24 protein-coding genes are annotated in these 23,845 nt (G+C 63.0%); 7 read left to right on the forward strand and 17 right to left on the reverse strand.

Annotation, left to right across the window (positions count from 1 at the left end; all coding sequences use genetic code 11):
- Position 1: 1 nt before the first annotated feature.
- From SUTH_RS14035 to SUTH_RS14045, 3 genes are all read right to left on the reverse strand, one after another.
- A complete protein-coding gene (locus tag SUTH_RS14035) occupies positions 2-1,675 on the reverse strand; it encodes an FAD-dependent oxidoreductase (protein ID WP_041100111.1) in 1,674 nt (557 codons plus the stop codon).
- Between the two features lie 28 nt (positions 1,676-1,703).
- Positions 1,704-2,669, reverse strand: a complete 966-nt coding sequence (locus SUTH_RS14040; RefSeq protein WP_041100113.1) for an MBL fold metallo-hydrolase — start codon at positions 2,667-2,669, stop codon at positions 1,704-1,706.
- 115 nt (positions 2,670-2,784) lie between these two features.
- The gene (locus SUTH_RS14045; RefSeq protein WP_052473651.1) at positions 2,785-3,978 is read right to left on the reverse strand and encodes an ankyrin repeat domain-containing protein; all 1,194 of its coding nucleotides are present in this window, start codon (positions 3,976-3,978) and stop codon (positions 2,785-2,787) included.
- 52 nt (positions 3,979-4,030) lie between these two features.
- Between SUTH_RS14045 and SUTH_RS19720 the strand changes: the two genes are divergently transcribed.
- Both SUTH_RS19720 and SUTH_RS14055 read left to right on the forward strand, forming a co-directional pair.
- Positions 4,031-4,519: an energy transducer TonB gene (locus SUTH_RS19720; protein ID WP_052473652.1), complete on the forward strand. Its 489-nt coding sequence runs from the start codon at positions 4,031-4,033 to the stop codon at positions 4,517-4,519.
- A 273-nt stretch (positions 4,520-4,792) separates the two neighbouring features.
- Positions 4,793-6,793 carry a putative bifunctional diguanylate cyclase/phosphodiesterase gene (locus SUTH_RS14055; protein WP_084207419.1) on the forward strand — a complete coding sequence of 667 codons (2,001 nt, stop codon included), beginning with the start codon at positions 4,793-4,795 and terminating at the stop codon, positions 6,791-6,793.
- Here SUTH_RS14055 and SUTH_RS14060 read toward each other — a convergent pair whose 3' ends face one another.
- Positions 6,794-7,555 (reverse strand): Nif3-like dinuclear metal center hexameric protein, encoded by a 762-nt coding sequence (locus SUTH_RS14060; protein WP_041100116.1) that lies wholly within the window; start codon positions 7,553-7,555, stop codon positions 6,794-6,796.
- A gap of 27 nt (positions 7,556-7,582) precedes the next feature.
- Here SUTH_RS14060 and SUTH_RS14065 point away from each other — a divergent pair, with 27 nt between their 5' ends.
- Positions 7,583-8,746: a Do family serine endopeptidase gene (locus tag SUTH_RS14065; RefSeq protein ID WP_041100118.1), complete on the forward strand. Its 1,164-nt coding sequence runs from the start codon at positions 7,583-7,585 to the stop codon at positions 8,744-8,746.
- Positions 8,747-8,779: 33 nt separating this feature from the next.
- Here SUTH_RS14065 and SUTH_RS14070 read toward each other — a convergent pair whose 3' ends face one another.
- From SUTH_RS14070 to SUTH_RS14080, 3 genes are read right to left on the reverse strand one after another with little or no spacing between them, the layout of a single operon-like run.
- Positions 8,780-9,835 (reverse strand): 2-oxoacid:ferredoxin oxidoreductase subunit beta, encoded by a 1,056-nt coding sequence (locus SUTH_RS14070; RefSeq protein ID WP_041100120.1) that lies wholly within the window; start codon positions 9,833-9,835, stop codon positions 8,780-8,782.
- The gene (locus SUTH_RS14075; protein WP_041100122.1) at positions 9,832-11,682 is read right to left on the reverse strand and encodes a 2-oxoacid:acceptor oxidoreductase subunit alpha; all 1,851 of its coding nucleotides are present in this window, start codon (positions 11,680-11,682) and stop codon (positions 9,832-9,834) included. Before SUTH_RS14075 ends, SUTH_RS14070 begins: the two co-directional genes overlap by 4 nt.
- Entirely contained in the window at positions 11,679-13,466 is a 1,788-nt protein-coding gene (locus tag SUTH_RS14080) for an FAD-dependent oxidoreductase (RefSeq protein ID WP_041100124.1), read from the reverse strand. The genes SUTH_RS14075 and SUTH_RS14080 overlap by 4 nt, the downstream gene beginning before the upstream one ends.
- A 202-nt stretch (positions 13,467-13,668) precedes the next feature.
- On the opposite strand from SUTH_RS14080, the gene SUTH_RS14085 reads away from it, so the two are divergent.
- The 3 genes from SUTH_RS14085 (at position 13,669) to SUTH_RS14095 (ending at position 17,065) form a co-directional block, all read left to right on the forward strand.
- A complete protein-coding gene (locus SUTH_RS14085) occupies positions 13,669-14,388 on the forward strand; it encodes an HAD-IA family hydrolase (protein WP_052473654.1) in 720 nt (239 codons plus the stop codon).
- A 182-nt stretch (positions 14,389-14,570) separates the two neighbouring features.
- Positions 14,571-15,770 carry an HD-GYP domain-containing protein gene (locus SUTH_RS14090; protein ID WP_041100126.1) on the forward strand — a complete coding sequence of 400 codons (1,200 nt, stop codon included), beginning with the start codon at positions 14,571-14,573 and terminating at the stop codon, positions 15,768-15,770.
- On the forward strand, positions 15,767-17,065 hold the full coding sequence (locus SUTH_RS14095) for a putative bifunctional diguanylate cyclase/phosphodiesterase (RefSeq protein WP_041100128.1): 1,299 nt from the start codon (positions 15,767-15,769) through the stop codon (positions 17,063-17,065). The genes SUTH_RS14090 and SUTH_RS14095 overlap by 4 nt, the downstream gene beginning before the upstream one ends.
- A 33-nt stretch (positions 17,066-17,098) precedes the next feature.
- Here SUTH_RS14095 and tatC read toward each other — a convergent pair whose 3' ends face one another.
- The 10 genes from tatC to hisB all read right to left on the reverse strand — a co-directional run bounded on the left by tatC (position 17,099) and on the right by hisB (position 22,653).
- The gene (gene tatC, locus SUTH_RS14100) at positions 17,099-17,917 is read right to left on the reverse strand and encodes a twin-arginine translocase subunit TatC (protein ID WP_041100130.1); all 819 of its coding nucleotides are present in this window, start codon (positions 17,915-17,917) and stop codon (positions 17,099-17,101) included.
- Positions 17,917-18,312 carry a Sec-independent protein translocase protein TatB gene (gene tatB / locus SUTH_RS14105; RefSeq protein ID WP_041100132.1) on the reverse strand — a complete coding sequence of 132 codons (396 nt, stop codon included), beginning with the start codon at positions 18,310-18,312 and terminating at the stop codon, positions 17,917-17,919. Before tatB ends, tatC begins: the two co-directional genes overlap by 1 nt.
- Before the next feature lie 87 nt (positions 18,313-18,399).
- A complete protein-coding gene (gene tatA / locus SUTH_RS14110; RefSeq protein WP_041100135.1) occupies positions 18,400-18,633 on the reverse strand; it encodes a Sec-independent protein translocase subunit TatA in 234 nt (77 codons plus the stop codon).
- Between the two features lie 31 nt (positions 18,634-18,664).
- On the reverse strand, positions 18,665-19,021 hold the full coding sequence (locus SUTH_RS14115) for a histidine triad nucleotide-binding protein (protein ID WP_041100137.1): 357 nt from the start codon (positions 19,019-19,021) through the stop codon (positions 18,665-18,667).
- Positions 19,018-19,347, reverse strand: coding sequence for a phosphoribosyl-ATP diphosphatase (locus SUTH_RS14120; protein ID WP_041100139.1), 330 nt, complete (start codon positions 19,345-19,347; stop codon positions 19,018-19,020). The genes SUTH_RS14115 and SUTH_RS14120 overlap by 4 nt, the downstream gene beginning before the upstream one ends.
- Positions 19,344-19,742, reverse strand: a complete 399-nt coding sequence (gene hisI / locus SUTH_RS14125; RefSeq protein WP_041100141.1) for a phosphoribosyl-AMP cyclohydrolase — start codon at positions 19,740-19,742, stop codon at positions 19,344-19,346. The genes SUTH_RS14120 and hisI overlap by 4 nt, the downstream gene beginning before the upstream one ends.
- A gap of 112 nt (positions 19,743-19,854) precedes the next feature.
- Positions 19,855-20,613, reverse strand: coding sequence for an imidazole glycerol phosphate synthase subunit HisF (gene hisF / locus SUTH_RS14130; RefSeq protein WP_041100143.1), 759 nt, complete (start codon positions 20,611-20,613; stop codon positions 19,855-19,857).
- An 11-nt stretch (positions 20,614-20,624) separates the two neighbouring features.
- The gene (gene hisA, locus SUTH_RS14135) at positions 20,625-21,377 is read right to left on the reverse strand and encodes a 1-(5-phosphoribosyl)-5-[(5-phosphoribosylamino)methylideneamino]imidazole-4-carboxamide isomerase (RefSeq protein ID WP_041100145.1); all 753 of its coding nucleotides are present in this window, start codon (positions 21,375-21,377) and stop codon (positions 20,625-20,627) included.
- A 42-nt stretch (positions 21,378-21,419) separates the two neighbouring features.
- Entirely contained in the window at positions 21,420-22,058 is a 639-nt protein-coding gene (hisH, locus tag SUTH_RS14140; RefSeq protein ID WP_041100147.1) for an imidazole glycerol phosphate synthase subunit HisH, read from the reverse strand.
- 7 nt (positions 22,059-22,065) lie between these two features.
- Positions 22,066-22,653: an imidazoleglycerol-phosphate dehydratase HisB gene (gene hisB / locus SUTH_RS14145; RefSeq protein WP_041102370.1), complete on the reverse strand. Its 588-nt coding sequence runs from the start codon at positions 22,651-22,653 to the stop codon at positions 22,066-22,068.
- A gap of 101 nt (positions 22,654-22,754) precedes the next feature.
- Between hisB and hisC the strand changes: the two genes are divergently transcribed.
- Positions 22,755-23,816: a histidinol-phosphate transaminase gene (gene hisC, locus SUTH_RS14150; protein WP_041100149.1), complete on the forward strand. Its 1,062-nt coding sequence runs from the start codon at positions 22,755-22,757 to the stop codon at positions 23,814-23,816.
- Positions 23,817-23,845 lie beyond the last annotated feature (29 nt).

Genomic DNA, 23,845 nt, shown 5'->3' on the forward strand with positions numbered 1-23,845 from the left:
TTCAGGCGTTGCAGGTGGCGCGGGCAACCGCCGCCTTGACCTTGCTTGCATCGAGCGTGCGCCAGCGCGCCGCGACATGCTGGTCGGGACGCAGCAGATAAACCGTGCCGGGCCTCGCGTCGTAGCGCTGGGCGGCGATGCCGCGCGGATCTTCGAGAACCGGAATGTCACCGGCACGACCCGGCCTGGCGGAAATCACCAGCGGCTGGACGGCGATTCCGTCGCGGGAGAGCCCTGCCAGCGCGGCAAGAGTCGGCGCCGGCAACACGGCGGCATCGTCGGTAAAGTAGAGCGCGAAGAACCGGTTGCCAACTTTTTCCAGCAGCCAGCCTTCATCGCCGTTGTCGCGCAGCGGCGCGTCGTCCATCGGCGCGCCGGGCAGCATGCGTCCGGCGAATGCGGAACCCGCCTCGTCCGGGGTGTTGAGGCTGGAGCCGGTGAGGAAAGCCGGCACCGAGAGCCGCCCCGAATTCACCAGGGCACGACCGAAGGCATGATCTTTTGCCAGGCCCAGCACGGCATTGCGGAAGGTCCGGCTGACCTTGCTCTTGGGCGTGATGAAATCGGTGGAGCGCGTCGAATTCATCAGGTTCTCGTCGGCGGCGAAGACGCGCTCCTCGGTGTAGCTGTCGAGCAGCTTCTCCGGCGCCTTGCCATCGATGACGAGTTTCAATTTCCAGCCCAGGTTGTCGGCGTCCTGCAGGCCCGAATTGGCGCCGCGTGCGCCGAAGGGCGAGACCTGATGCGCGGCGTCGCCGACGAACAGCACGCGGCCATGGTTGAAGCGGCTCATGCGTCGACACTGGAAGGTGTAGACGCTGACCCATTCCAGCTCGAACTCTCTTTCATCGCCCAGCATCGCCTTGATGCGCGGCAGCACGTTCTCCGGCTTCTTTTCCTCCTCCGGATCGGCGTCCCAGCCCAACTGGAAATCGATGCGGAACACGCTGTCGGCCTGCTTGTGCAGCAGCACCGATTGCCCCGGATGGAACGGCGGATCGAACCAGAACCAGCGTTCGGCCGGAAAATCGGCCTTCATCACCACGTCGGCAATGAGGAAGCGGTCCATAAAAATCTTGCCCTCGACTTCGAGGCCCAGCATGCGGCGAATCGGGCTGCGTGCGCCGTCGGCGGCGATCAACCAGTCGGTTTCGACGGTATAGAAACCATCGTCGGTCTCGACTTTCAACGTGACTGTCTTGCCGGTCTGGGTGACCGAGACCACCTTGTTCTTCCAGCGCAGTTCCACGTTCGGTCGCGAGGCGGCTCGCGTGGCCATGTATTCTTCGAGGTAGTACTGCTGCAGGTTCACCATGCCGGGGCGATGGTGATCCGGTTCCGGCACCAGGTTGAAGTTGTAGACTTCCTGGTCGCGAAAAAAGGTGCGCCCGACGTTCCACGACACGCCCTTGTCGCAGACCGCCTCGCCGACGCCGTAGCGATCGAGGATTTCCAGCGCGCGCTTGGCGTAGCAGACGCCGCGCGATCCGATCGAAACCGTGTCGTCTTCGTCCAGCAGCAGTACCGGAATGTCATGCAGTTGCAGGTCGAGCGCGGCGCCCAGACCGACGGGGCCGGCGCCAACCACCACCACCGGCACTTTCAGCGTCTTGCCGGTGGCGATTTCCGGCGGTGTTCTGTACTCGAACCTGGGATAGTTGTAGGTCTTCAGCATCGATCAGTCTCCCGCTACGGTGCTGCCGTCACACGGCCTGCAGCGCATGCCACATTTCCTGGTCGCGCTGCGCGGTCCAGATGCGCGGATCGCGAATACCGGAAGCTTCGTCGTGCGCCCGCGTCACATCGAAGGGCAGGCAATGCTCGTAGATGAACACGCTGGCGAATTTCGGGTCCATGTTCTTGCGCGTGTGCGCCATGCAGGCGGCGAGGTTCATGCCCTGGGCCACGGCTTCCTGAGCGCTGCGATACAGCGTCGACACGAAGTCGCGGGTGTAGGCGAGGCCTTGCTGCACGCGCTGCGGATTCATCAATGCGGGGCCGCGGCCCGGAATCATCTTCTCGGGCTTCAATGCGGCCAGCGCGTCCAGCGTCGCCGGCCAGTCGGCCAGGTAGGCGTCGCCCGTATAGCAGGCGGCATCGGCCTCGACCAAGTCGCCGGAGAACAGGATCTTCTGCTGCGGCAGCCAGACCACCGTGTCACCCTTGGTGTGGCCGCGACCGAGGTGCATGATCTTCACTTCGAGATCGCCCATCCACAGCGTCAGTTCCTTGTCGAACACCACCGTCGGCCAGGTCAGGCCGGGCACGCTCTCGACGGCGTTGAACAGGCGCGGGAAGCGGCCGATCTCGGAATCCATGTCCTGCTGGCCGCGCTCGACGATCAGTTCGCGCGTCTGCTTCGACGCAATGATGTCCTGCAGGCCTTCCGCCTTGTAGCCGGAGGCACCGAGCACGCGCACCGCATGGTAATGGGTCAGGGTCACATACTTGATCGGCTTGTCGGTGATCTGGCGCACGTAGCGGATCACGTCCTGCGCCATGACCGGCGTCGCCGTGGCGTCGATGATCATCACCGCGTCGTCGCCGATGATCACGCCGGTGTTCGGATCGCCCTCGGCAGTGTAGGCATAGGCGTTGTCCGACAGTTTCTCGAAGCTGACCTTCTTTTCTTCGAGATCGGCATGGGACGCGAATTTTTTCTCACTCATGGGGCGGGCTCCTTGGCGGCAATCGATGATTTACTTATTCGTAACCTGTTTTTCCTTATCGTAATGCACAACAGCTTTAACTGTCAATTGTTGGATGGCTGGCCATACCCCGAACTCAGGGGTGTATCGGCGAATAGGAGGGCAACGGGGGAGACGCGGGGCGGGGCGTGGGGGTGGGAGCGGAGACCGGCGCACGCAGGGCGGCGGCGGCCTGGCGATAGGCTTGCAGCGCCTCCTTGCGGCGGCCCGCCGCCTCGAACTCGCGGGCGCGGCGCAACCAGTCGTCGGCGATGTCCGCCTGCGCGGCAGCGGCGCCAGCCGCCGTGTCGCCAGCGCCAGCGCGGTGCGTCCCTTCGGGAACTTTCGTGGAATCGATCCCGGCCGCCGGCGTGGCGTAGTTCAGCGCGGCGGTCTGCGCGCCGGGTTTGCCGCGCTGCGCGCTGATCACCATCCCGGTGGCGGCGCGAACCGGAGCGGACTTGTTCTGTGCTCCCGCATCGGCCTGGCGGATCGCTGCCAGCGCCGCGCGATAGAGCTTCAGTGCGTCGTTGCGCCGTCCCGCCGCTTCCATCTTTCGCGCCTGGGCCAGCAGCAGGTCGGCCCGATCGGGCACGGCTTGCGAGCGCACGGGCCGTCCCCAGAAGGCTCGCGGCTGTGTCGCGGCTTCGGCAAAGGTCTCGTTGCCGGCGATTTCGCGCGCGATCTGCAAGTGATTGTAGCGCATCGCCCAGCGCATGGCGTCGTCGCCGCGCTCATTGACGATATCGCGCCGCGCGCCGGCCTTCAGCAGAACTTTCGCAATGCCTTCCTGTCCCTCGCGCGCGGCCATCATCAGCGGCGTCGAGCCGTTGGTGGAAAGTGCGTTGACGTCGGCGCCGCGCTCAAGCAGATAGTCCACGATCCCACCGTGGCCGGCGAACGTCGCGTAGTGCAAAGCCGCCCATTCCCTGCCCTCGCGGTTCAGGCGCGCGCCATGGTCCACCAGCCAGCGCACCGCCTCCAGCCGCCCCTTCCACGCTGCGTGCAGCAGGGCCTGCTCGCCGAAGGCATTGACCTTGTTGATGTCGGCGCCCCGCGATAGAAACAGTTCCATCATCGGAATGTTCCCTTCCCAGGCGCCGATCATCAACCCGGTGCCGATCATCCTGCCCTCGAAATCCGCCGGAAGCCCCGTGTCGAGCCACTCGCGCGCCTGCTTCAGGTCGCCGCGTTCGATGGCGACCGAAAAGCTCACCGGATCCGGCAGGTCGGCGGCCCGCACGGGCGTTGCCGTGACCAGCACGAAAAAAATCACGAAAAGAATTCTCATGGCGCGCAGTATAGAGAATCGGAATGACGGCCAAACCCCTAGAATTCCCCGGATGCGGCTTTACCTCGCCCTGCTGTCAAGCCTCGCCCTGCACACCGCCCTGATCGTCGCCCCGACCTGGCTGGCGGCAAAGCAGCGACCACCCGCCACGACCAGCATCGAAGCGCGGCTGCTTCCTCCCGAGAAACCGGTGGCAATGGCGGAAGCGGTCAGCACGGAGGCAGCCAGCATCGATCCGGCCGAAATTCGCCCACGCCTCGCCGCCCCGTCCGCCTTGCAGGGCAGTTCCCTGCGCCGCGCGCAAAGCGCCTTGTCGGAACACCTGTTCTATCCGCCCGACGCCGTGGCGCGCGGGCTGGAAGGCGAAGTCGTCCTGCTGCTGGTGCTCGCCGACAACGGCCGCCTGATTTCCGCCGACATCGCCCGCAGCTCGGGCCATGCCCTGCTCGACCAGGCCGCCCTCGACGCCGCCCGGCGCATCGGCGCCCTGCCCGGCAACCCGCGCCAGACGCTGTTCCCGGTGAGCTTCCGTTTGCGGTAGGTCGAGCATACGTCGAGCGACCCGAATCAACACCCGCCGCAACTCATATTTCTTTCCCTGTTGAACGGTTTTTTTTCGGATAATCGGCCGATGCGGCCGCCTTTGTCTTCCACGAATTCCGATTCATCGATCCGCCTTGAACGGGTCAGCACTTTGTTGACCCATCGCGGGGAAACGCAGCGCAAGTTCTTGCTGGCGAGGCCCGCGTCGTCGAAGCGTGCGTGCCACTTTGCCGGCTGGCCGCGGCAGACTCGCGGCCAAGATTGATACCGGATGAACAAAGCATCAGGTCCCCGCCGGCACGATACGCCTCCGTCGACGGAAAGCCCATTGCCCGAGGGGCGGCGTGGAATCGACTATCTGGAAGGATCACCGGCCCAGAGTCGCTTCATAAGGCGTCTGCAATGGGCGATGTTGCTTGTTTGCGCCCTCGCTGCCTTGGGAGTTCTGCTGAAACCCCAGACCGAGTTGCTCAGACTATCGGGGGTGGCAGGCTTCGTCGCCGTCATTCTTGCAACCCGCTGGGCGTTGCGCTACGGAGCGGAGCCGGCCATCAAGTTTCTTTCGCTGGGGCTGTGGTCCCTCAATTCCTTGTTCATATACATGTATGCGGGAATTCATAGCGCCAACGTGACCATCTATCCGTTTCTGGTCGCGCTTGCCGGGTGGGCGCTCGGAATACGCTGGCTGCTCGGAATGACCGCCGCCACAGTCGGTTTCCTGATGGGTCTCGGCCTGGCGGAGTTCTCAGGCATGTACCAACCGACACCGCGCGCCGGACCGATACTTGTCGCCCTGGTCCCCACCGGCGTACTTATTGCCGGCGCCTATCTCGTCTATACGATCTTCATCAACTTTGCCAATGGCAGGGACCGCCTCATCGCGACGGGCAGACAACTAGAGGAACGCAACGCGGAGTTGCTCGAAAATAACGCGGCCCTTACCGAAAGCAGAACGCTGATCGAACACGTCGCCAACCACGACGCGCTGACGAACCTGCCGAACCGCCGCCTTCTGACGAATCAATTGCAGCAGGTACTGGCCTCGGGCGCGGGTCGTCGTGGAGGAGCGCTTCTTTTCATCGATCTGGATGACTTCAAGACGCTCAACGATACCCTCGGCCACGATATTGGCGACCGGCTCTTGAAAGAAGTGGCGGCGCGGCTCGGTTCATGCGTCAGCGAGCGCGATATCGTGGCTCGTTTTGGCGGCGACGAGTTTGTTGTAATGCTCACCAAGCTCGGCGAAAACGGCATTGAATCTGCCGCACAAGCGGAAGCCATCGGCCGCAGCATCCTCGCCAGACTCAATCAGCCCTATCAACTCTCCTATCACGATCATTACAGCACGCCCAGCATTGGTATTGTCCTTTTTGGCAATAGCGGAGACACCATCGAATCGATCGATGAATTGTTCAAGCAAGGTGACTTGGCCATGTATCAGGCCAAGGCCGCTGGTCGCAATACCCTGCGCTTCTTTGAACCGAATATGCAGGCGCTGGTCATGGCGCGCGCTGAGCTGGAGGCCGGTTTGCGAGAAGCCGTCACCAAGGAGCAATTTTGTCTCTACTATCAGGCTCAGGTCGATGGCGAGGGCCGACTGACAGGTGCTGAGGCGTTGATACGCTGGCAGCACCCCGAGCGTGGCGTCGTTTCTCCGGCCGAGTTCATCCCGCTGGCGGAAGAAACCGGCGTGATCCTTCCCTTGGGACACTGGGTGCTGCAAACCGCCTGCCGCCAATTGGCAAAATGGGCTGCCAAGCCTGACATGGCCCATCTGACTATTGCGGTGAATATCAGCGCCCGACAATTCAGGCTGCCAAACTTCGTTGAAGAGGCGCTGGCCATACTTGACCACCATGGAGCCAATCCTCAACGCCTCAAGATGGAACTCACTGAGAGCGTGATGGTGGAGGATGTGGAGGATATTGTTGCCAAGATGACTGCGCTGAAAGCTCGGGGCGTCGGTTTCTCACTGGATGATTTCGGCACCGGATACTCGTCGCTCTCTTACCTCAAGCGACTGCCTCTGCATCAACTGAAGATCGATCAAAGCTTTGTCAGAGACATACTATCGGACCCCAACGACGCGGCCATTGCGAAGATGGTGGTCGTTCTGGCAGCGAGTCTGGGGCTGGCCGTTATCGCCGAGGGGGTGGAAACCGAAGCGCAGCGGGACTTTCTCGCGCGCCAGGGCTGCCATGCCTGCCAGGGCTATCTGTTTAGCCGCCCGTTACCGCTGGAAGAGTTCGAGGCACTCCGGCTGCCGAGATGATCAGACCGGGTTGTCGATATCGACGAACTCGCACTCGATGCCGAACTTCTCCGCCAGGTGCGCACCCAGCGCCTGCACGCCATAGCGCTCGGTGGCGTGATGGCCCGCGGCGATGAAGGCCATGCCGGTTTCGCGCGCGAGATGCACGGTCTGCTCGGATATCTCGCCCGAGACGAAGACGTCGGCGCCGATTGCCAGCGCGGCTTCGAAGTAATCCTGGGCGCCGCCGCTGCACCAGGCGATGCGCGCCACCTTGCGCGCCGGATCACCGATCAGCAGCGGCGCGCGGCCGAGGACCCGCTCCATGTGCGTTGCCAACTCACCCGCAAGAGTCGGCGCTGGCGGCACGCCGACGAAGCCGATGTCCTGTTCGGCGAAGCGCCCGTTGACCGTCCAGCCGAGGCGCTGTGCCAGTTGCGCGTTGTTACCCAGGACGGGATGGGCATCCAGCGGCAGGTGGTAGGCGAACAGGTTGATGTCATGCGCCAGCAGGCGCGCCATGCGCTGCCTGCGAAAGCCCGTGACGCGGCCGTCTTCGGACTTCCAGAACCAGCCGTGATGCACCAGCAGCGCATCGGCCCCGCGCTGGATGGCGGCCTCGATCAGGGCATGGCTGGCGGTCACGCCGCAGACGATGCGCCCGATCCGTTCGCGTCCTTCCACTTGCAGGCCGTTTGGGCAATAATCGCGGAAACGTGCGGCTTCCAGCAGAGCGTCCAGATAGGCGCGAAGGTCTTCACGTAACAGTGCATCGCTTGGCATCACTTACGCCCCGGAAAAATTCAAATTATGCGCCGCCTTTGGCTGATTTTTGTCCAGACCGTCACGGTTTGCGTTGCCGTCCTGTTTGTCGTCAAGACGCTCAAGCCGGAGTGGCTGGCCCACCTTCCCAGTTCCGGTGCGATGGTGTCCGATGTGGCGACGGTGATCGAAGCGCCGGCCAGCACCGAATCGCATCGTCCCGGCTCCTACGCCGACGCGGCGAAAAAGGCGATTCCGGCGGTGGTGCATATCTTCACCAGCCAGGAGGTGAAAGGGCCGCGCCACCCCTTCATCAACGATCCGATTTTCCGGCACTTCTTCGGCGACCGCTTCGGCGAGCAATCCCAGCGCCGTTCGGGCCTGGGCAGCGGCGTGGTGGTCTCGCCCGAGGGCTACATCCTGACCAATTTCCATGTGGTCGACGGCGCCGACGAGATCGAGGTCGCACACAACGACGGCCGCAAGTACAAGGCGCGCGTGGTCGGTTCGGACCCCGAGTCCGACCTGGCGGTGCTGCGCATTCCGGCCGACCACAAATTGCCGGTGATTGCCTTCGGCAGCAGCGACAGCCTGCGTGTCGGCGATGTGGTGCTGGCCATCGGCAACCCCTTCGGCGTCGGCCAGACGGTCACTTCCGGCATCGTTTCGGCACTGGGCCGCTCGCATCTGGGAATCAATACCTTCGAGAATTTCATCCAGACCGATGCGGCGATCAATCCGGGAAATTCGGGCGGCGCGCTGGTGGATTCCAGCGGCAACCTGGTGGGCATCAATACCGCCATCTATTCGCAAAGCGGCGGCTCGATGGGCATCGGTTTCGCCATCCCCGTCTCGCTGGCGAAGAACGTGATGGAACAGATCGTCAGGAACGGCAGCGTCACGCGCGGCTGGGTCGGAATCGAGGTGCAGGAGATCACGCCGGAACTCGCGGAATCCTTCAAGCTTTCAGGTGTCCAGGGCGCGCTGATCGCCGGCGTGATGCGCGGCAGCCCGGCGGACAAGGCCGGCATCCGGCCCGGCGACGTGCTGACCCAGGTAACGGGCAAGAAGGTCAAGGACGCCCAGGTGATGCTGGAACTGATCGCCGCGCTGGAGCCGGGCAAGACCGCCCGCTTCGACCTGAAGCGCGACGGACGCGATGTCGGCGTCGACGTCACCATCGGCAGACGACCCAAGCCGCCCAGGGAATAGCGGCAGCTCCGTTTCGAAGCGCCCGCCTGCCGATTACCTCAACGAAGCGTTGAGCGCCTCCAGCGCCTTGCTGCCGGGGCACAGATAGGCATCGCGGAGCTGGTTCAGCGGCTTCTCCACGGTATTCAGATAGCGATGCAGTTCCTCGGCGCTGCTATCGACATACAGCAGACCGGTGACGATCTCGCCGAGGGCATGCCTTTCCTGCAGATGGTTCATGGCGCCGACGCGATCCGACGGATCGTAGTCCGTCGCCAGCTTGCGCAGATGCAGGATCGAGCCGTCGTGCTGCACGACGCGGCGCAGCGAGCCGGGCGGATAGGCGGTGTTGATCTGGTCGCGCGGCAGGATGAAATCGAGGCGATTGACCGCCTCGTTGTGTTCGCGCACATAGTCGTAGCTCTTGGTCGAGCCGGCATGGTTGTTGAACGTCACGCAGGGACTGATGACATCGATGAAGGCCGGACCGCGATGGCGCAGGGCGCCCTTGATCAGCGGAATCAGCTGCTCCTTGTCTCCGGAAAAACTGCGCGCAACGTAGCTGGCGCCCAGTTGCAGGGCGAGGGCGACCAGATCGATCGGCGTGTCGTTGTTCACCACGCCGCGCTTGTTCTTCGAGCCCTTGTCGGCGGTGGCCGAGAACTGTCCCTTGGTGAGGCCATAGACGCCGTTGTTTTCGACGATGTAGGTCATGTTCACGCCGCGCCGCATGGCGTGGGCAAACTGGCCGATGCCGATCGAAGCCGAATCGCCGTCGCCGGAAACCCCAAGGTAGGTCAGGTCGCGGTTGGCCAGCGCGGCGCCGGTCAGCACCGAGGGCATGCGGCCATGCGTAGTGTTGAAGCCGTGCGAGGCGCCGAGGAAGTAATCCGGCGTCTTCGACGAACAACCGATGCCGGAGAGCTTGGCCACCTTGTGCGGCTCGATGTCGAGATCGAAACAGGCCTGCACCACGGCGGCGCTGATCGAATCGTGGCCGCATCCGGCGCACAGCGTCGAGATGGCGCCCTCATAGTCGCGCCGGGTGTAGCCGAGGGTATTCCGCGGCGCATCGGCGCGCAGCAGCTTGGGTTTGGCGAGATAGGTCATGAGGCCACCTGTTTGCGAATGGGAGTCACCTTGTGGTCCGAAAGTGCGGCGGCGATCCTGCCGGAAATGAAGCGAGCCGTGATCGGCGTGCCATCGTAGTGCAGCACGCGGATCAGGCGCTTCGGATCGACTTCGCCTTCGTTCATCAGCAGCATGCGCAACTGCCCGCTCTCGTTCTGCTCGACGACGAAAACATGGTCATGCTCATTGATGAACTCGATCACTTCGTCGGCAAACGGGAAACCGCGCACCCGCATGATATCGACATGGATTCCCTGGGCTTCGAGCAGCGCGTAAGCCTCGGCCATGGCCGGGCTGGTCGAGCCGTAGTAGATCGCGCCAAAGCGGGTGGCTTGCGATGCGCGCTGTACCATGGGCGCCGGCACCAGCTTCTTCGCGGTTTCGAACTTGCGCCGCAGGCGTTCCATGTTGTAGACGTAATCGGTGCCCGCTTCGCTGTACTTGGCATAGGCGTTGCGCGTGGTGCCGCGACTGAAAAAGGCGCCCTTGCTCGGGTGCGTGCCGGGAATCGTCCGCCAGGGAATGCCGTCGCCGTCCACATCGAGGTAGCGTCCGAAGTTCTTGCCGGCTTCGAGCTCTTCGGCGGTCATCACCTTGCCGCGATCGTAGCGGCGCTGGTCGTCCCAGTCGAAAGGCTGGCACAGCCGGTCGTTCATGCCGATGTCCAGATCGAGCATGACGAATACCGGTGTCTGCAGCCGCTCCGCAAGATCAAATGCCTGGGCCCCGAGCGTGAAGCATTCGTAAGGGTCTTCCGGAAACAGCAGCACGTGCTTGGTGTCGCCGTGCGAGGCATAGGCGCAGGCGATCAGGTCGGATTGCTGGGTGCGGGTCGGCATGCCGGTGGACGGGCCGCCGCGCTGCACATTGAAAACCACGACCGGCACTTCGGCAAAATAGGCCAGCCCGAAGAATTCCTGCATCAGGGAAATGCCGGGGCCGGAAGTGGCGGTAAAGGCCCGCGCGCCATTCCACGCCGCGCCAATCACCATGCCGATCGAAGCCAGCTCATCCTCGGCCTGGACGATCGCATAGCGCGCCATGCCGTTGTCGGGATCGGTACGGTACTTGCGGCAATAACTGCCGAAGGCTTCGATCACCGAAGTGGACGGGGTGATCGGATACCAGCCGGCGACCGTGGCTCCGCCGTAAACCGCGCCCAGCCCGCAGGCGTCGTTGCCGTTGATGAAGATCTTTTCGCCGACGCCATCGGAGCGTTCGACGCGCAGGCCGATCGGGCAGGAAACGTTCTCCCTGGCGTAGTCATATCCCAGCTTGAGGGCATTGACGTTGGCGCCGATCAGCTTGTCCTTGCCGCGGTACTGGTCGGCAATCAGCTTCTCGACGACGGTGAAATCCATGCCCAGCAGCGCCGTGAGCGCGCCGACATACATGATGTTCTTGAACAGCTGCCGCTGCCGCGGATCGGTGTATTCGCGATTGCAGATTTCGGTGAGCGGAATGCCGAGCACCGTGATGTCGTCGCGGAACCTCGAACGGGGCAAGGCCTTGGTCGAGTCGTAGACCAGATAGCCGCCGGCTTCGATCTCGGCAATATCGCGATCCCAGGTCTGCGGATTCATCGCCACCATCAGATCGCAACCGCCGCGCCGGCCAAGCCAGCCCGCCGCCGAAACGCGCATTTCATACCAGGTGGGCATGCCCTGGATGTTCGACGGGAAGATATTGCGCGGAGCAACCGGAACGCCCATGCGCATGATCGAGCGCGCAAACAGTTCGTTGGCCGACGCGGAGCCGGAGCCGTTAACGTTGGCGAACTTGATAACGAAGTCGTTGCAACTCTGGATTGGCTTCGTGGCACTCATGTCTTTCTCACCTCCGTTCCGGCTTCGGCGCATTGCAGGAAGAACTTTTGCATGTCCCAGGCGCCGGTCGGACACCGCTCGGCGCACATGCCGCAATGCAGGCAGATGTTTTCATCCTTGACCATGACGCGCCCCGTCTTCAGCACGTCGGAAACGTAGAGCGCCTGGTCGCGGTTCTTCGCCGGTGCTTTCAGGCGGCCGCGCAAGTCGTCCTCTTCGCCGTTGCCGGTGAAGGTGATGCACTCCGTCGGGCAGATATCGACGCAGGCATCGCACTCGATGCAGGTCTTGACGGTGAACACCGTCTCGATGTCGCAGTTGAGGCAGCGCTCGGCCTCGGCGCAGGCCATGAAAGGATCGAAACCCAGTTCGAGTTCGAGCTTGATGTCCTTGAGGGTCTTTTCCAGCGCCTTCACCGGCACCTTCTTGCGCTCTTCCTCGGAGACCTGGTTGTCGTAGCTCCACTCGTGGATGCCCATCTTCTGGCTCACCAGATTGACCATGGGCGGCGGACGCTCCAGCAGGTTCTTGCCGCGACAGAACAGGTCGATGGAGATCGCCGCCTCATGGCCCTGGGCAGCGGCGGTGATGATGTTCTTCGGTCCGAGCGCCGCATCGCCGCCGAAGAATACCTTCGGCAAGGTCGATTGCAGCGTGGCCTGGTTCAACACCGGCATGTCCCATTTGTCGAATTCGAGGCCGATGTCCTTTTCGATCCAGGGGAAGGCATTTTCCTGCCCGATGGCCACCAGCACCTCGTCGCATTCCATGAGCACGTCCGGCTCGCCGGTCGGGATCAGGCTGCGTCGACCCTTGGCATCGTATTCGGCGCGGACTTTCTCGAACAGCACGCCCCTTAGCTTGCCATTGTCATGAACAAACTCTTTCGGCACCAGCATGTTGAGGATCGGAATGCCCTCGTGAATCGCCTCCTCCTTCTCCCAGGGTGAAGCCTTCATTTCCTCGAAGCCGCTGCGTACCACGACCTTGACGTCCTCGCCGCCCAGTCGGCGCGCCGAACGGCAGCAGTCCATGGCGGTATTGCCGCCGCCGAGCACGATGACGCGCTTCGAAATTTTCGTCGTGTGGCCGAAGGCGACATTGGCCAGCCAGTCGATGCCGATCTGGATGTGCGCCGCCGCTTCCTTGCGGCCGGGAATGTCGGCATCGCGTCCGCGCGGTGCGCCGGTGCCGACGAATACGGCGTCCCAGCCGTCGTCCAGCACCTCGCGCAGGCTTTTGACCCAGTGGTTGAAATGCGCCTCGACACCCAGGTCGAGGATGTAGCCGCACTCCTCGTCGATCACGCTGTCGGGCAGGCGAAACTTCGGAATCTGGCTGCGCACCATGCCGCCCGGGGTTGCCCCGCTGTCGAACACGGTGACCTGGTAACCGATGACCGCCAGATCGCGGGCCACCGTCAGCGAAGCCGGGCCGGCGCCGATGCAGGCGATGCGCTTGCCGTTCTTAGTGGCCGGCGCCTGCGGCAGGCGGCCGTGGATGTCATCCTTGAGATCGGCGGCGACGCGCTTCAGGCGACAGATCGCCACGGGTTCCTTCTCCACCCGGCCGCGCCGGCAGGCGGGTTCACAGGGGCGGTCGCAGACCCGTCCCAAAATTCCCGGGAAGACATTCGAACGCCAGTTGATCATGTAGGCATCCGAGTAGCGTCCGGCGGCAATCAGGCGGATGTACTCGGGAACGGGGGTATGGGCCGGACAGGCCCACTGACAATCCACGACCTTGTGAAAATAGTCGTGAGATCCGATATTCGTCGGTTTCACGTGCGCGGAATCTCCAGTCAACGTGTGCTGCGCCAGGGGCATTAGCGAAACGCCTACGCCCATTCGTGCACTTTATCATCGCTGCGGCCCGGAAAAACCGGGACGGCGCATTGCTGTGAAAAATTTGGGGGTGCGGGTTTTCCCGCAAGCCCGAAAATCGGCTAGTCTTTGTACTTCATTTCCTGTCCGACGGTGACTCATCATGGCCCTGCGCGCGCTCATTTTCGACGTCGACGGCACCCTTGCCAACACGGAGCGGGACGGCCATCGCCCCGCGTTCAATGCGGCCTTTGCGGAAGTAGGGCTACCCTGGCACTGGGACGAAGCCTATTACGGTACCTTGCTGGATGTCGCGGGAGGCCTGGAAAGGATTCGCTACTACGCCGAAAACTTCGATCAGGCAACGCGCGCGCGACCCGATTTCGACGATCTGCTGCACCGCATCCACGACATCAAGACGCGCAACTACCAGCGCCTGCTCGCCGCCGGGGCGATTCCCCTGCGCGCCGACATTGGCCAGTTGATCTGCGACGCGCGCACCGACGGCGTGCGCCTGGCAATCGCATCGAGCTCCAAGCTGGAAAACGTCGTCGGACTGCTGCGCGCGAACCTGGGTCCGAATGCCGATACCTGGTTTGATGCGATCGCATCCGGCAGCGTTGCGGCGGCGAAGAAACCGTCGCCCGAAATCTACCTGTGGACCCTGAAGCAGCTCAATCTCCCGCCGCGCGATTGCCTGGCGGTCGAGGATTCGTCGCACGGGCTGGCAGCCAGCCTGGCGGCAGGCATACCAACCGTGATCACGGTCAGCGACTACACCATCAACGAAAATTTCGATGGCGCACGCATGGTCCTGCCCGAGACTGAACGTGTTTCCCTGGAGAAGTTGCGGCTATGGCATGCCACGGCAAGCACCTCCTGATCGCTGCAACGCGATCCGGGGCACGACACAAAACGGGCCTGAATCCAAACCGAATTCGGAGTAAGCTTCGGGCTCGCGATTCCGGGGAGCGGGTGCTTGTTTGCCTGCCATCAGGTCGTGTTTGCTGATTGATCCTGTAGACGCGAAAATTCCATTTTTTGCCCAGACAATAGCGCATCCGTATGGAACTCCGGGAAATCCCTGTCGAAGAACTGTCCTTCGGGACCTTCATCTCCAAGCTCGACAGACCATGGACGGAAACACCTTTCATGTTTCAGGGCTTCGTCCTGAAGACCGACCGGCAACTTGAGGTCCTGAAGAAATACTGCAAGCACGTCTTCGTCGATCCTGAAAAGGAGGAGCGGCAGGAGGTTGTCCGCAAAGTCACCGCCGAAGAAGTGGCGAAGGTGCGCGGCACCACGGTTTACAAGGATGTCGCGAGCGTCGAAGTCGAATTGCCGAAAGCCCAGAATGCCTTTACGCAAACCAGAACGGTCGTAAAGGAGCTTTCACGGGCACTGGAGATCGGGAACGCGATCGACAGTTCCCGCTCGCATGAAGCGGCCGTCCAGATTACCGAAAGCGTCGTCCGCAATCCGGATGCGATGGCCCTGCTGACGAAGTTGCAGGAAAAGAGTGGCGAAACGCTCAGCCGGGCAGTGGGAATTTCCGTCCTGATGACCATCTTCGGGCGCTTCCTGCAGCTGCCGCAAGACCGCATCATGATCCTCGGCATGCTCGGACTGCTGCAGGACGTGGGCAAGCTCAAGCTGCCGACCGAACTCGCCGCGCGCGGACCGACCAACGAAGCCGAAACCGAGCTCTACCGGACGCATGTCAGTCACTCGGTCCGGATTCTCAGCGAAACGCCGGGCCTTCCTCCGGAACTGCCCGGGCTTGCCTCGCTGCACCATGAGCGCTTCGACGGCAGCGGCTACCCGCGCGGACTGCGCGGCGACGCCATCGCCATTGCCGGCCTGATCGCCGGCATCGTGGATACCTTCGACACGCTCACGGCGCCTAAGCCCTGGGGCGAAAACATGTCTCCTTCGAATGCACTGAGCGTCATCTACAAGGGACGGGGGAAGCAGTTCCATCCGGCGCTGGTCGAACAGTTCATCCAGTGCATGGGCGTGTACCCCGTGGGCAGCGTGGTCGAACTGAACAGCGGCGAGGTGGCGATCGTGATCGCCCAGAACATGGTGCGCCGCATGGCGCCGCGCATCATGGTCGTCAAGGACGCCAAGGGAATCAAGATGATTCCCTACAAGATGCTTGACCTGTTGAAGGAGCCCAAGGTCAGGCCGGACGAGCCCTATCGGATCCTGCGCTCCCTCGAATACGACGCCGTGGAAATCGATCCGCGAGAACTCTTCCTGTGAGTGATCCGGCGGCCGAGTCGGGCGCTGCCTCTGCCGCGGACGCCACTTCACTGCGGGAAGCGCTGGACCGGGCGATCGAGGCTAGGCGCGCAGACGGCGGAAATTTGGCCGTGCTGCTCATCGAATGCGGAGTCATCAGCCGCATCGATGCCGTGTGGGGCTACCAGGTCGGCAATGCGGTGCGCGACCGCGTGACGGCAATGCTGCGCGCCGACGTGCTGCGCGAGGGCGATGTTGTAAACGAGATGGGGCGGGATGATTTCGCCTGCCTGCTGTCGACCGTCGACGGTCCGGCCGTGACGCTGCTGGCGGCGCAGAAATCGCTGCGCGTGCTGAGTACGCCGTTCTGGATCGGCGAAGAGGAAATCTACGCCAATCCGGCGATCGGCATCGCGATGTACCCGGCACACGGGGATCAGGCGGAAACCCTGCTGCAGCGGGCCAAGAGCGCCTGCACCCGCGCCCACGACCTGACCGGCCGCATTGCCGACTATGCGGAGGAACGGGACAACTCGGGAGCAGCGAAGCTCCTGTATGAGAACCGACTGCGGACCGCTGTTTCCGAGGACGCACTGGAACTGGTGTTCCAGCCGCAGTACGATCTGCGCCGGGGCCAGGTCATGGGCGCCGAAGGCTTGCTGCGCTGGCCCGACCCCGCATTGGGCATGGTTCGCGCCGAAGATGCATTCGCCGCCGCGGAGCTGGCGGACCGGGTTCCCGATCTGGTGTCGTCAATCCTGAATCGCGCGCTGCGCAACGTCTCGGAATTCCGCTACAGCGCGGGACTGGACTTGCGCATTGGCATCAAGCTTCCGGCACGCGCGCTGCGGCATGCCGATCTGGTCGATGTCGTCCAGCGCGCGCTGGGCACCTGGAGCCGACGGCCGGGGACGCTCATCATGGAGATCGGGGAGACTTCGGTGCTGGGCGCGGAGCCCGTGACCAGGGAAACTCTGGGCAAGCTGAAGGAGGCCGGCATCAAACTGTCGATCGACGATCCGGATCTGGCCGTTTCATCGCTGTTCTGGCTGGCGACCATGCCGTTCCAGGAAATCAAGATCGATGTGTCGGCCATGGGCGACCTGGCCGGCACGCCGAAGCCCGCGCGCATCCTCCAGTCGTTCATCGAACTCGCCCACCACCTGAAACTCGACGTCGTCGCCACGGGTGCGGCCGACGAAGCCACCGAGGCCAAGCTCAAGGAACTCGGCTGCGACTACATGCAGGCCGATTTCAAGGGCCCGGCGCTGGACCCGCTTAATTTTGTCGAACGGTACGGGTTCAACGAAGACTGAAATCAGGCGGCCCAACCCGCCTGCGGATCGGGCTCAGCTTTTCTGGTCTTGCGATGCCTGCTCGGCGCGATCGAGTTCCCGGTTCATTTCCTCGTCGGACGGCGGCCGGTAGTCGGACACGCCGACGGCCTCGGGCGTCGGTCGCACGATGACGCTTGCCAGCACGATGCCAAGTTCATAGAGCAGCCACAGCGGCACCGCCATCATGAACTGCGAGATCACGTCGGGCGGGGTGAACACCGCGCCCACCACAAAGGCACCGACGATCACGTAAGGCCGCCACTCGCGCAGCTTGACCACATCGACCACGCCGATCTTGACCAGCACGATGACGATCACCGGCACCTCGAAAGTGACGCCGAAGGCCAGGAACATGGTGAGCACGAAGGAGAAATACTTTTCGATATCGGTCATCCACGCCACGCCCTCGGGCGCGAACTGGGACATGAAGCCGAACACCATCGGGAAGAAGGCGAAATAGGCGAATGCCATGCCGATGAAAAACAGGATCACCGATGCGGCCAGCAACGGCATCGCGAGCTTCTTTTCATGGGCATACAGCCCCGGCGCGACAAAGGCCCAGACCTGATACAGCACATAGGGCAGGACGATCAAAAACGCGACTGTCAGCGCCACTTTCATCGGCACCAGGAATACGCCGACCACATCCGTGGCGATCATCTGGCCGCCGGCGGGCAGGGTCGCCAGCAAGGGAGCGGCAAGCAGCGAATACAACTCGCGGGCATAAAAGGCCAGCGGCACGAAAGCAATGCCGATGGCAATCAGCACCCGGATCAGGCGATCGCGCAGCTCGACCAGGTGGGAGAGGAATGTTTCCTGTTCGTCGGCCATCAGGACTTCTGCACTTCGACGGCGGCAGGGGAATCGACCGTCGGGGCCGCCACAAGCTCCGTCGCCGATGCAGCCTCGGGAGTCGGCGCTGGCGAGACGGCGAGTTCCGTCAGCGGGGCGACGGCGGTGTTGACGGAAGATTCCACTTCGCGCATTTCGTGTGTCACCGAGGCTTCGAGGCCTTTCACCTGATCGGTTACCTGCTGCTGCATCTTCTTCAGTTCATCGAGCTGAATCTCGCGATTGATGTCGGACTTGACGTCGCTGACATAGCGCTGCAAACGGCCGAGCAGGAGACCCGCCGTGCGTGCCACCTTGGGCAGGCGCTCGGGGCCGATGACGACCAGCGCCACGACGGCGATCACCATCAACTCGGAAAGGCCGACGTCGAACATGGGTTCGTTGGGGAAATCAGGAAAAAGTTGGCGGCGGAGTGGCTGGCGACTGCTGAAGAAACCGGCAGCCCGCCCTTCCGCCAGGATTCAGGATTTGGTCTGTTCGCGACGCGCTTCGACGTCGATGGTCTGTCCCGTGACCTGCTGCGGATCCACCGGCTTGTCGGCGGGTTTGTCAGCGCTGGCCTCCTTCATGCCGTCCTTGAAGCCCTTGACCGCGCCGCCGAGGTCGGACCCCATGTTGCGCAGCTTCTTGGTGCCGAATACCAGCATGACAATCACCAGCACAATCAGCCAGTGCCAGATACTGAAAGATCCCATTGTATTTTCTCCTCGCGCTCAGTGAGAGTTCTCAAGGCGCCTTGCGCTTAAGCATTGACCCCAGGGGCTCGGGGCCGCCCAGAATATGAACGTGGAGATGATACACCTCCTGATGACCGATCCGCCCGGTGTTGATGATGGTGCGGAAGCCCTCGGTGAGTCCCTGGCTGCGGGCCAGTTCGTTGGCCTTGGCCAGAATCCGCCCGAGCACCATCTGGTGGCTCATGTCGGCGTCCATCAGCGACGCGATGTGCTGTTTCGGCACGATCATGAAATGCACCGGCGCGATCGGGTTGATGTCGTTGAAGGCGAAGATTTCTTCGTCTTCGTAAACCTTCTTCGACGGAATTTCGCCGCGCGCGATCTTGCAGAAGATGCAGTCGCTCATGGTTGGGGATTCCGGCTGTTCTTCTCGTCGATGCCGGAAATGCCTTCCCGGCGGCGGAACTCGACCATCACATCATCGACGCCGATGCCGAACTGGGTTAGCAGGATCATGCTGTGAAACCACAGATCGGTCACTTCGCGCACCAGATGCAGGCGATCACCGTCCTTGGCCGCCATGATGGTTTCGGCGGCTTCCTCCGCCACCTTCTTGCAGATCGCGTCGGTGCCCTTGGCATACAGGCTGGCGACGTAGGATGAATCGGGGGCCGCGCCCTTGCGTTCGAGCAGCGTCGCCTGGACACGATGAATAACTTCGAGATCAATCACTTGTATATCTCCTTCGGATCCTTGAGGACCGGCTCGACATCCTGCCAGCCCGAGGTTTCGAGCCGGTTAAAGAAGCAACTGCGGCGCCCGGTGTGGCAGGCGATGCCGCCCACCTGCTCGATCTTCAGCAGCACTACGTCCTGGTCGCAATCGACGCGCAGTTCAAGTACCCGCTGCGTGTGGCCGGATTCTTCTCCCTTGTGCCACAGGCGGCCGCGCGAACGCGACCAATACACGGCGTGACCCGTTTCGGCGGTCAGCGCCAGCGCCTCGCGATTCATCCAGGCGAACATCAGCACTTCGCCCGTCTTCGCGTCCTGCGCGATGGCGGGAATGAGGCCCTGCTCGTCCCAAAGCACTTCGTCCAGCCATTGACTGTTTGCCGGTGCGCTCACAGGACCGCCCTCCCCCCAGCCCCCTGCCCAAGGCAGGGGGTGACAGAGGTTCGCCGCTGCGCGACTCCATCGCCTGGCTGCGCGCCCCTTGGGACGGCCCGGCGGGGCGCGCTCACAGCCGCACCTCGATGCCGCGACTGCGCATGAATTCCTTGGCCTGGCGCACCGTGTATTCGCCATAGTGGAAAATGCTCGCCGCCAGTACGGCATCGGCGCGACCTTCCGTCACGCCATCGGCCAGATGCTGCAAGGTGCCCACGCCGCCGCTGGCTATCACCGGAATGCCCACTGCATCGGCGACCGCGCGCGTGAGTGGCAGGTCGAAACCGGCCTTGGTGCCGTCGCGATCCATGCTGGTCAGCAGAATCTCTCCCGCACCCAGGCTCTCGACCTTGCGCGCCCATTCGATGGCATCGAGTCCCGTGTTCTTGCGCCCGCCGTGAGTGAAGACCTCCCATTTTCCCGGTGACGTCTGCTTGGCGTCGATGGCGACGACGATGCACTGGCTGCCGACCTTGCCGGAAGCGTCGGCCACCAGTTGCGGATTATTCACCGCCGCCGTGTTCATGCTGACCTTGTCGGCGCCGGCATTCAGCAGGCGCCGCACGTCCTCGACCTGGCGCACGCCGCCGCCCACGGTCAGGGGAATGAACACTTGCGAAGCAACCGCCTCGACGATGTGCAGGATGATGTCACGGTCGTCGGAACTGGCCGTAATGTCGAGAAAGGTGATCTCGTCGGCGCCCTGCTCGTCGTAGCGCCGCGCGATCTCGACCGGATCGCCGGCATCGCGCAGTTCGACGAAGTTCACGCCCTTGACCACGCGGCCGGCGCTGACGTCGAGGCAGGGAATGATGCGCTTGGCGAGCATGGGCCGGCCGCTCAGGCCGCTGGCGCCTTGCTGAGCTTGTCGGCCTCGGCCTGGGCCTTCTTGAAGTCGAGCTTGCCCTCGTAAATCGCGCGGCCGGTGATGGCGCCCGAAATGCCCTCGCCCTGCACCGCGCAGAGTGCCTTGACATCCTTCACGCTGGCGATGCCGCCGCTGGCGATCACCGGGATGCGCAAGGCCTGGGCCAGCTTCACCGTGGCCTCGATGTTCACCCCGGAAAGCATGCCGTCGCGCCCGATGTCGGTATAGATGACGGCTTCGACGCCGTAGTCCTCGAACTTCTTCGCCAGATCGACGACATCGTGCCCGGTCATCTTGGACCAGCCATCGACCGCCACCTTGCCGTCCTTGGCATCCAGCCCGACGATGATGTGTCCGGGAAAGGCCCCGCAGGCATCGTGCAGGAAGCCGGGGTTCTTCACCGCCGCAGTGCCGATGATGACGTAGGTAATGCCGTCATCGAGGCAGCGCTCGATGGTGTCCAGGTCACGAATGCCGCCGCCCAGTTGCACCGGAATCTCGTCGCCGACTTCCTTGAGGATGGCCTTGATCGCGGCTTCGTTCTTCGGCTTGCCGGCAAAGGCGCCATTGAGGTCGACCAGATGCAGACGGCGCGCGCCCTGGTCTATCCAGTGCCGGGCCATCGCCGCCGGATCTTCGGAAAACACCGTGGCGTCTTCCATGGCGCCCTGCTTCAGACGGACACAGTGACCGTCCTTGAGATCAATCGCGGGTATCAGCAGCATAGTGAAATGTGGAGATAAAGAAATGCCTGGCAGGCGTTTTGATCAGGGGTTCCAGCGCATGAAATTGCCGAGCAGACGCAAACCGGCCTGGGCGCTTTTTTCGGGATGGAATTGCACGGCGAAGATGTTAGCGCGGGCAACCGCACTGGTAAAGGGGATGCCATAGTGGGTTGAACCGGCAATCACCTCGGGACTCTGCGGCTCGACGTAATAACTATGCACGAAATAGAAGCGCGCACCATCCTCGATGCCATCCCACAGCGGATGGGCTTCAACCTGCTGCACCTGGTTCCAGCCCATGTGCGGCACCTTCAGACGCGAGCCGTCGGGCGCCGCCATGGCCTCGCCGGGAAAGCGCGGCACGCGGCCCGGCAGGATTTCGAGGCCCATGACATCGCCCTCCTCGGCATGTCCGAAGAGCATCTGCAAGCCGACGCATATTCCGAGAAAGGGCTTTTCAGCGGCGGCGCGAACGACCGCCTCGCGCAAGCCGCGCGCCGACAGCTCGCGCATGCAATCCGGCATCGCGCCCTGGCCGGGTACGACGACGCGGTCGGCAGCTGCAATCTCGGCGGCATCCGAACTGACGCGAACCTCGGCCTCGGGGGCAACGTGCTCTATGGCCTTGGCCACCGAGCGCAAATTGCCCATGCCGTAATCGACGACGACAACCGTGCTCATGGAAGGATCAGAGCGAACCCTTCGTTGACGGCACGGCGCCCGCCGCACGCGGATCGGCTTCCACCGCCATGCGCAGCGCCCGGGCAAAGGCCTTGAACACCGTCTCGGCCTGATGGTGGGAGTTGTCGCCACGCAAGGCGTCGATGTGCAGCGTGATGCCGGCGTGATTGACCAGGCCCTGGAAAAACTCGCGCACCAGGTCGACATCGAACTCGCCGATGGTGGCGCGGGTGAAGGGCACGTTGAACACCAGGCCGGGTCGACCGGACAAATCCACCACCACGCGCGACAGCGCCTCGTCGAGCGGCACGTAGGCATGGCCGTAACGGCGCAGGCCCTTCTTGTCGCCCAAGGCCTTGGCCAGCGCCTGGCCGAGGGTGATGCCGACATCCTCGATGGTGTGATGCGCGTCGATGTGCAGGTCGCCCTTGGCCTCGACGCTCAGGTCGATCAAGCCGTGGCGCGCGATCTGGTCCAGCATGTGGTCGAAGAAACCCACGCCGGTGTCGAGTTTGGAAACTCCCGTGCCGTCGAGATCGAGGGCGACGCGAATTTTTGTTTCCAGCGTGTTGCGTGTGATTTCGGCTTGCCGCATGGCAGTGGTGATCAAGCGAAGGGTCGAGGCCTGCATGATACCATCGGCCTAGTCCGCTGCACGCCCGCCACCCACCACCCAACCTGCCATTCCACCCAGCCATGAGCCGCTTCTGGAGCGATGTCGTCAAGGGCCTTACGCCCTACGTGCCGGGCGAGCAACCCAAGCTCGCCAACCTGGTGAAACTCAACACCAACGAGAACCCCTACGGGCCGTCGCCGCGTGCGCTGGAAGCGATTCGCGCCGCCACCGGGGAATCGCTCAAGCTATACCCCGATCCGAACGCCGAGCAGCTCAAGGCTGCCATTGGCAAGTACCACGGCATCGGCGCGCAAAATGTCTTCGTCGGCAACGGCTCGGATGAAGTCCTGGCGCACATCTTCCTCGGCTTGCTGAAGCAGTCGCGACCGATCCTGTTCCCCGACATCAGCTACAGCTTCTATCCGGTGTATTGCGGGCTGTACCAGGTGGACTTCGAAACCATTCCGCTCGCGAACGATTTTTCGATTCGGCTGGGCGACTACGCCAAGCCGAACGGCGGCATCATTTTCCCCAACCCCAACGCGCCGACCGGTTGCCTGGTGCCGCTGGTCGAGATCGAACGCCTGTTGCAGTCGAACCCCGATTCGGTCGTGGTAATCGACGAGGCCTATGTCGATTTCGGCGGCGAGAGCGCGATTTCGCTGACCGCTCGCTACCCCAACCTGCTGGTGGTGCAGACACTCTCCAAGTCGCGCTCGCTGGCCGGGCTGCGCGTCGGCTTCGCGGTCGGCCATGTCGATCTGATCGAGGCGCTGGAACGGGTCAAGAACAGCTTCAATTCCTATCCGCTGGACCGGCTGGCGATAGCGGGTGCGGTCGCCGCCATCGAAGACCGCGAGTATTTCGACAAGACCTGCAAAGCGGTGATCGCCACGCGCGAAAAACTGGTCGGCGACTTGAAGGCGCTGGGTTTCGAGGTGCTGCCGTCGGCGGCCAACTTCATCTTCGCCCGCCATCCACAACACGACGCGCAAGAGTCGGCGCTGGCGCTACGGCGACGCAGCATCATCGTGCGCCATTTCAAGCTGCCGCGCATCGAGCAGTTCCTGCGGATTACGGTCGGTACGGACGAACAATGCGACGCGCTGGTAGCGGCGCTGAAGGAAATCCTCGGCGCTTGAATCAGCCGAGCCCAGTTCTGTCGCGACCT

The sequence above is a fragment of the Sulfuritalea hydrogenivorans sk43H genome (assembly GCF_000828635.1).
GTDB lineage: Bacteria > Pseudomonadota > Gammaproteobacteria > Burkholderiales > Rhodocyclaceae > Sulfuritalea > Sulfuritalea hydrogenivorans.

Excerpts from the sequence above, each read along its gene's own strand:
- SUTH_RS14035 (WP_041100111.1), bottom strand. The coding sequence starts at position 1,675 with ATGCTGAAGACCTACAACTATCCCAGGTTCGAGTACAGAACACCGCCG.
- SUTH_RS14040 (WP_041100113.1), bottom strand. The coding sequence starts at position 2,669 with ATGAGTGAGAAAAAATTCGCGTCCCATGCCGATCTCGAAGAAAAGAAG.
- SUTH_RS14045 (WP_052473651.1), bottom strand. The coding sequence starts at position 3,978 with ATGAGAATTCTTTTCGTGATTTTTTTCGTGCTGGTCACGGCAACGCCC.
- SUTH_RS19720 (WP_052473652.1), top strand. The coding sequence starts at position 4,031 with ATGCGGCTTTACCTCGCCCTGCTGTCAAGCCTCGCCCTGCACACCGCC.
- SUTH_RS14055 (WP_084207419.1), top strand. The coding sequence starts at position 4,793 with ATGAACAAAGCATCAGGTCCCCGCCGGCACGATACGCCTCCGTCGACG.
- SUTH_RS14060 (WP_041100116.1), bottom strand. The coding sequence starts at position 7,555 with ATGCCAAGCGATGCACTGTTACGTGAAGACCTTCGCGCCTATCTGGAC.
- SUTH_RS14065 (WP_041100118.1), top strand. The coding sequence starts at position 7,583 with ATGCGCCGCCTTTGGCTGATTTTTGTCCAGACCGTCACGGTTTGCGTT.
- SUTH_RS14070 (WP_041100120.1), bottom strand. The coding sequence starts at position 9,835 with ATGACCTATCTCGCCAAACCCAAGCTGCTGCGCGCCGATGCGCCGCGG.
- SUTH_RS14075 (WP_041100122.1), bottom strand. The coding sequence starts at position 11,682 with ATGAGTGCCACGAAGCCAATCCAGAGTTGCAACGACTTCGTTATCAAG.
- SUTH_RS14085 (WP_052473654.1), top strand. The coding sequence starts at position 13,669 with ATGGCCCTGCGCGCGCTCATTTTCGACGTCGACGGCACCCTTGCCAAC.
- SUTH_RS14090 (WP_041100126.1), top strand. The coding sequence starts at position 14,571 with ATGGAACTCCGGGAAATCCCTGTCGAAGAACTGTCCTTCGGGACCTTC.
- tatC (WP_041100130.1), bottom strand. The coding sequence starts at position 17,917 with ATGGCCGACGAACAGGAAACATTCCTCTCCCACCTGGTCGAGCTGCGC.
- tatB (WP_041100132.1), bottom strand. The coding sequence starts at position 18,312 with ATGTTCGACGTCGGCCTTTCCGAGTTGATGGTGATCGCCGTCGTGGCG.
- tatA (WP_041100135.1), bottom strand. The coding sequence starts at position 18,633 with ATGGGATCTTTCAGTATCTGGCACTGGCTGATTGTGCTGGTGATTGTC.
- SUTH_RS14115 (WP_041100137.1), bottom strand. The coding sequence starts at position 19,021 with ATGAGCGACTGCATCTTCTGCAAGATCGCGCGCGGCGAAATTCCGTCG.
- hisF (WP_041100143.1), bottom strand. The coding sequence starts at position 20,613 with ATGCTCGCCAAGCGCATCATTCCCTGCCTCGACGTCAGCGCCGGCCGC.
- hisA (WP_041100145.1), bottom strand. The coding sequence starts at position 21,377 with ATGCTGCTGATACCCGCGATTGATCTCAAGGACGGTCACTGTGTCCGT.
- hisH (WP_041100147.1), bottom strand. The coding sequence starts at position 22,058 with ATGAGCACGGTTGTCGTCGTCGATTACGGCATGGGCAATTTGCGCTCG.
- hisB (WP_041102370.1), bottom strand. The coding sequence starts at position 22,653 with ATGCGGCAAGCCGAAATCACACGCAACACGCTGGAAACAAAAATTCGC.
- hisC (WP_041100149.1), top strand. The coding sequence starts at position 22,755 with ATGAGCCGCTTCTGGAGCGATGTCGTCAAGGGCCTTACGCCCTACGTG.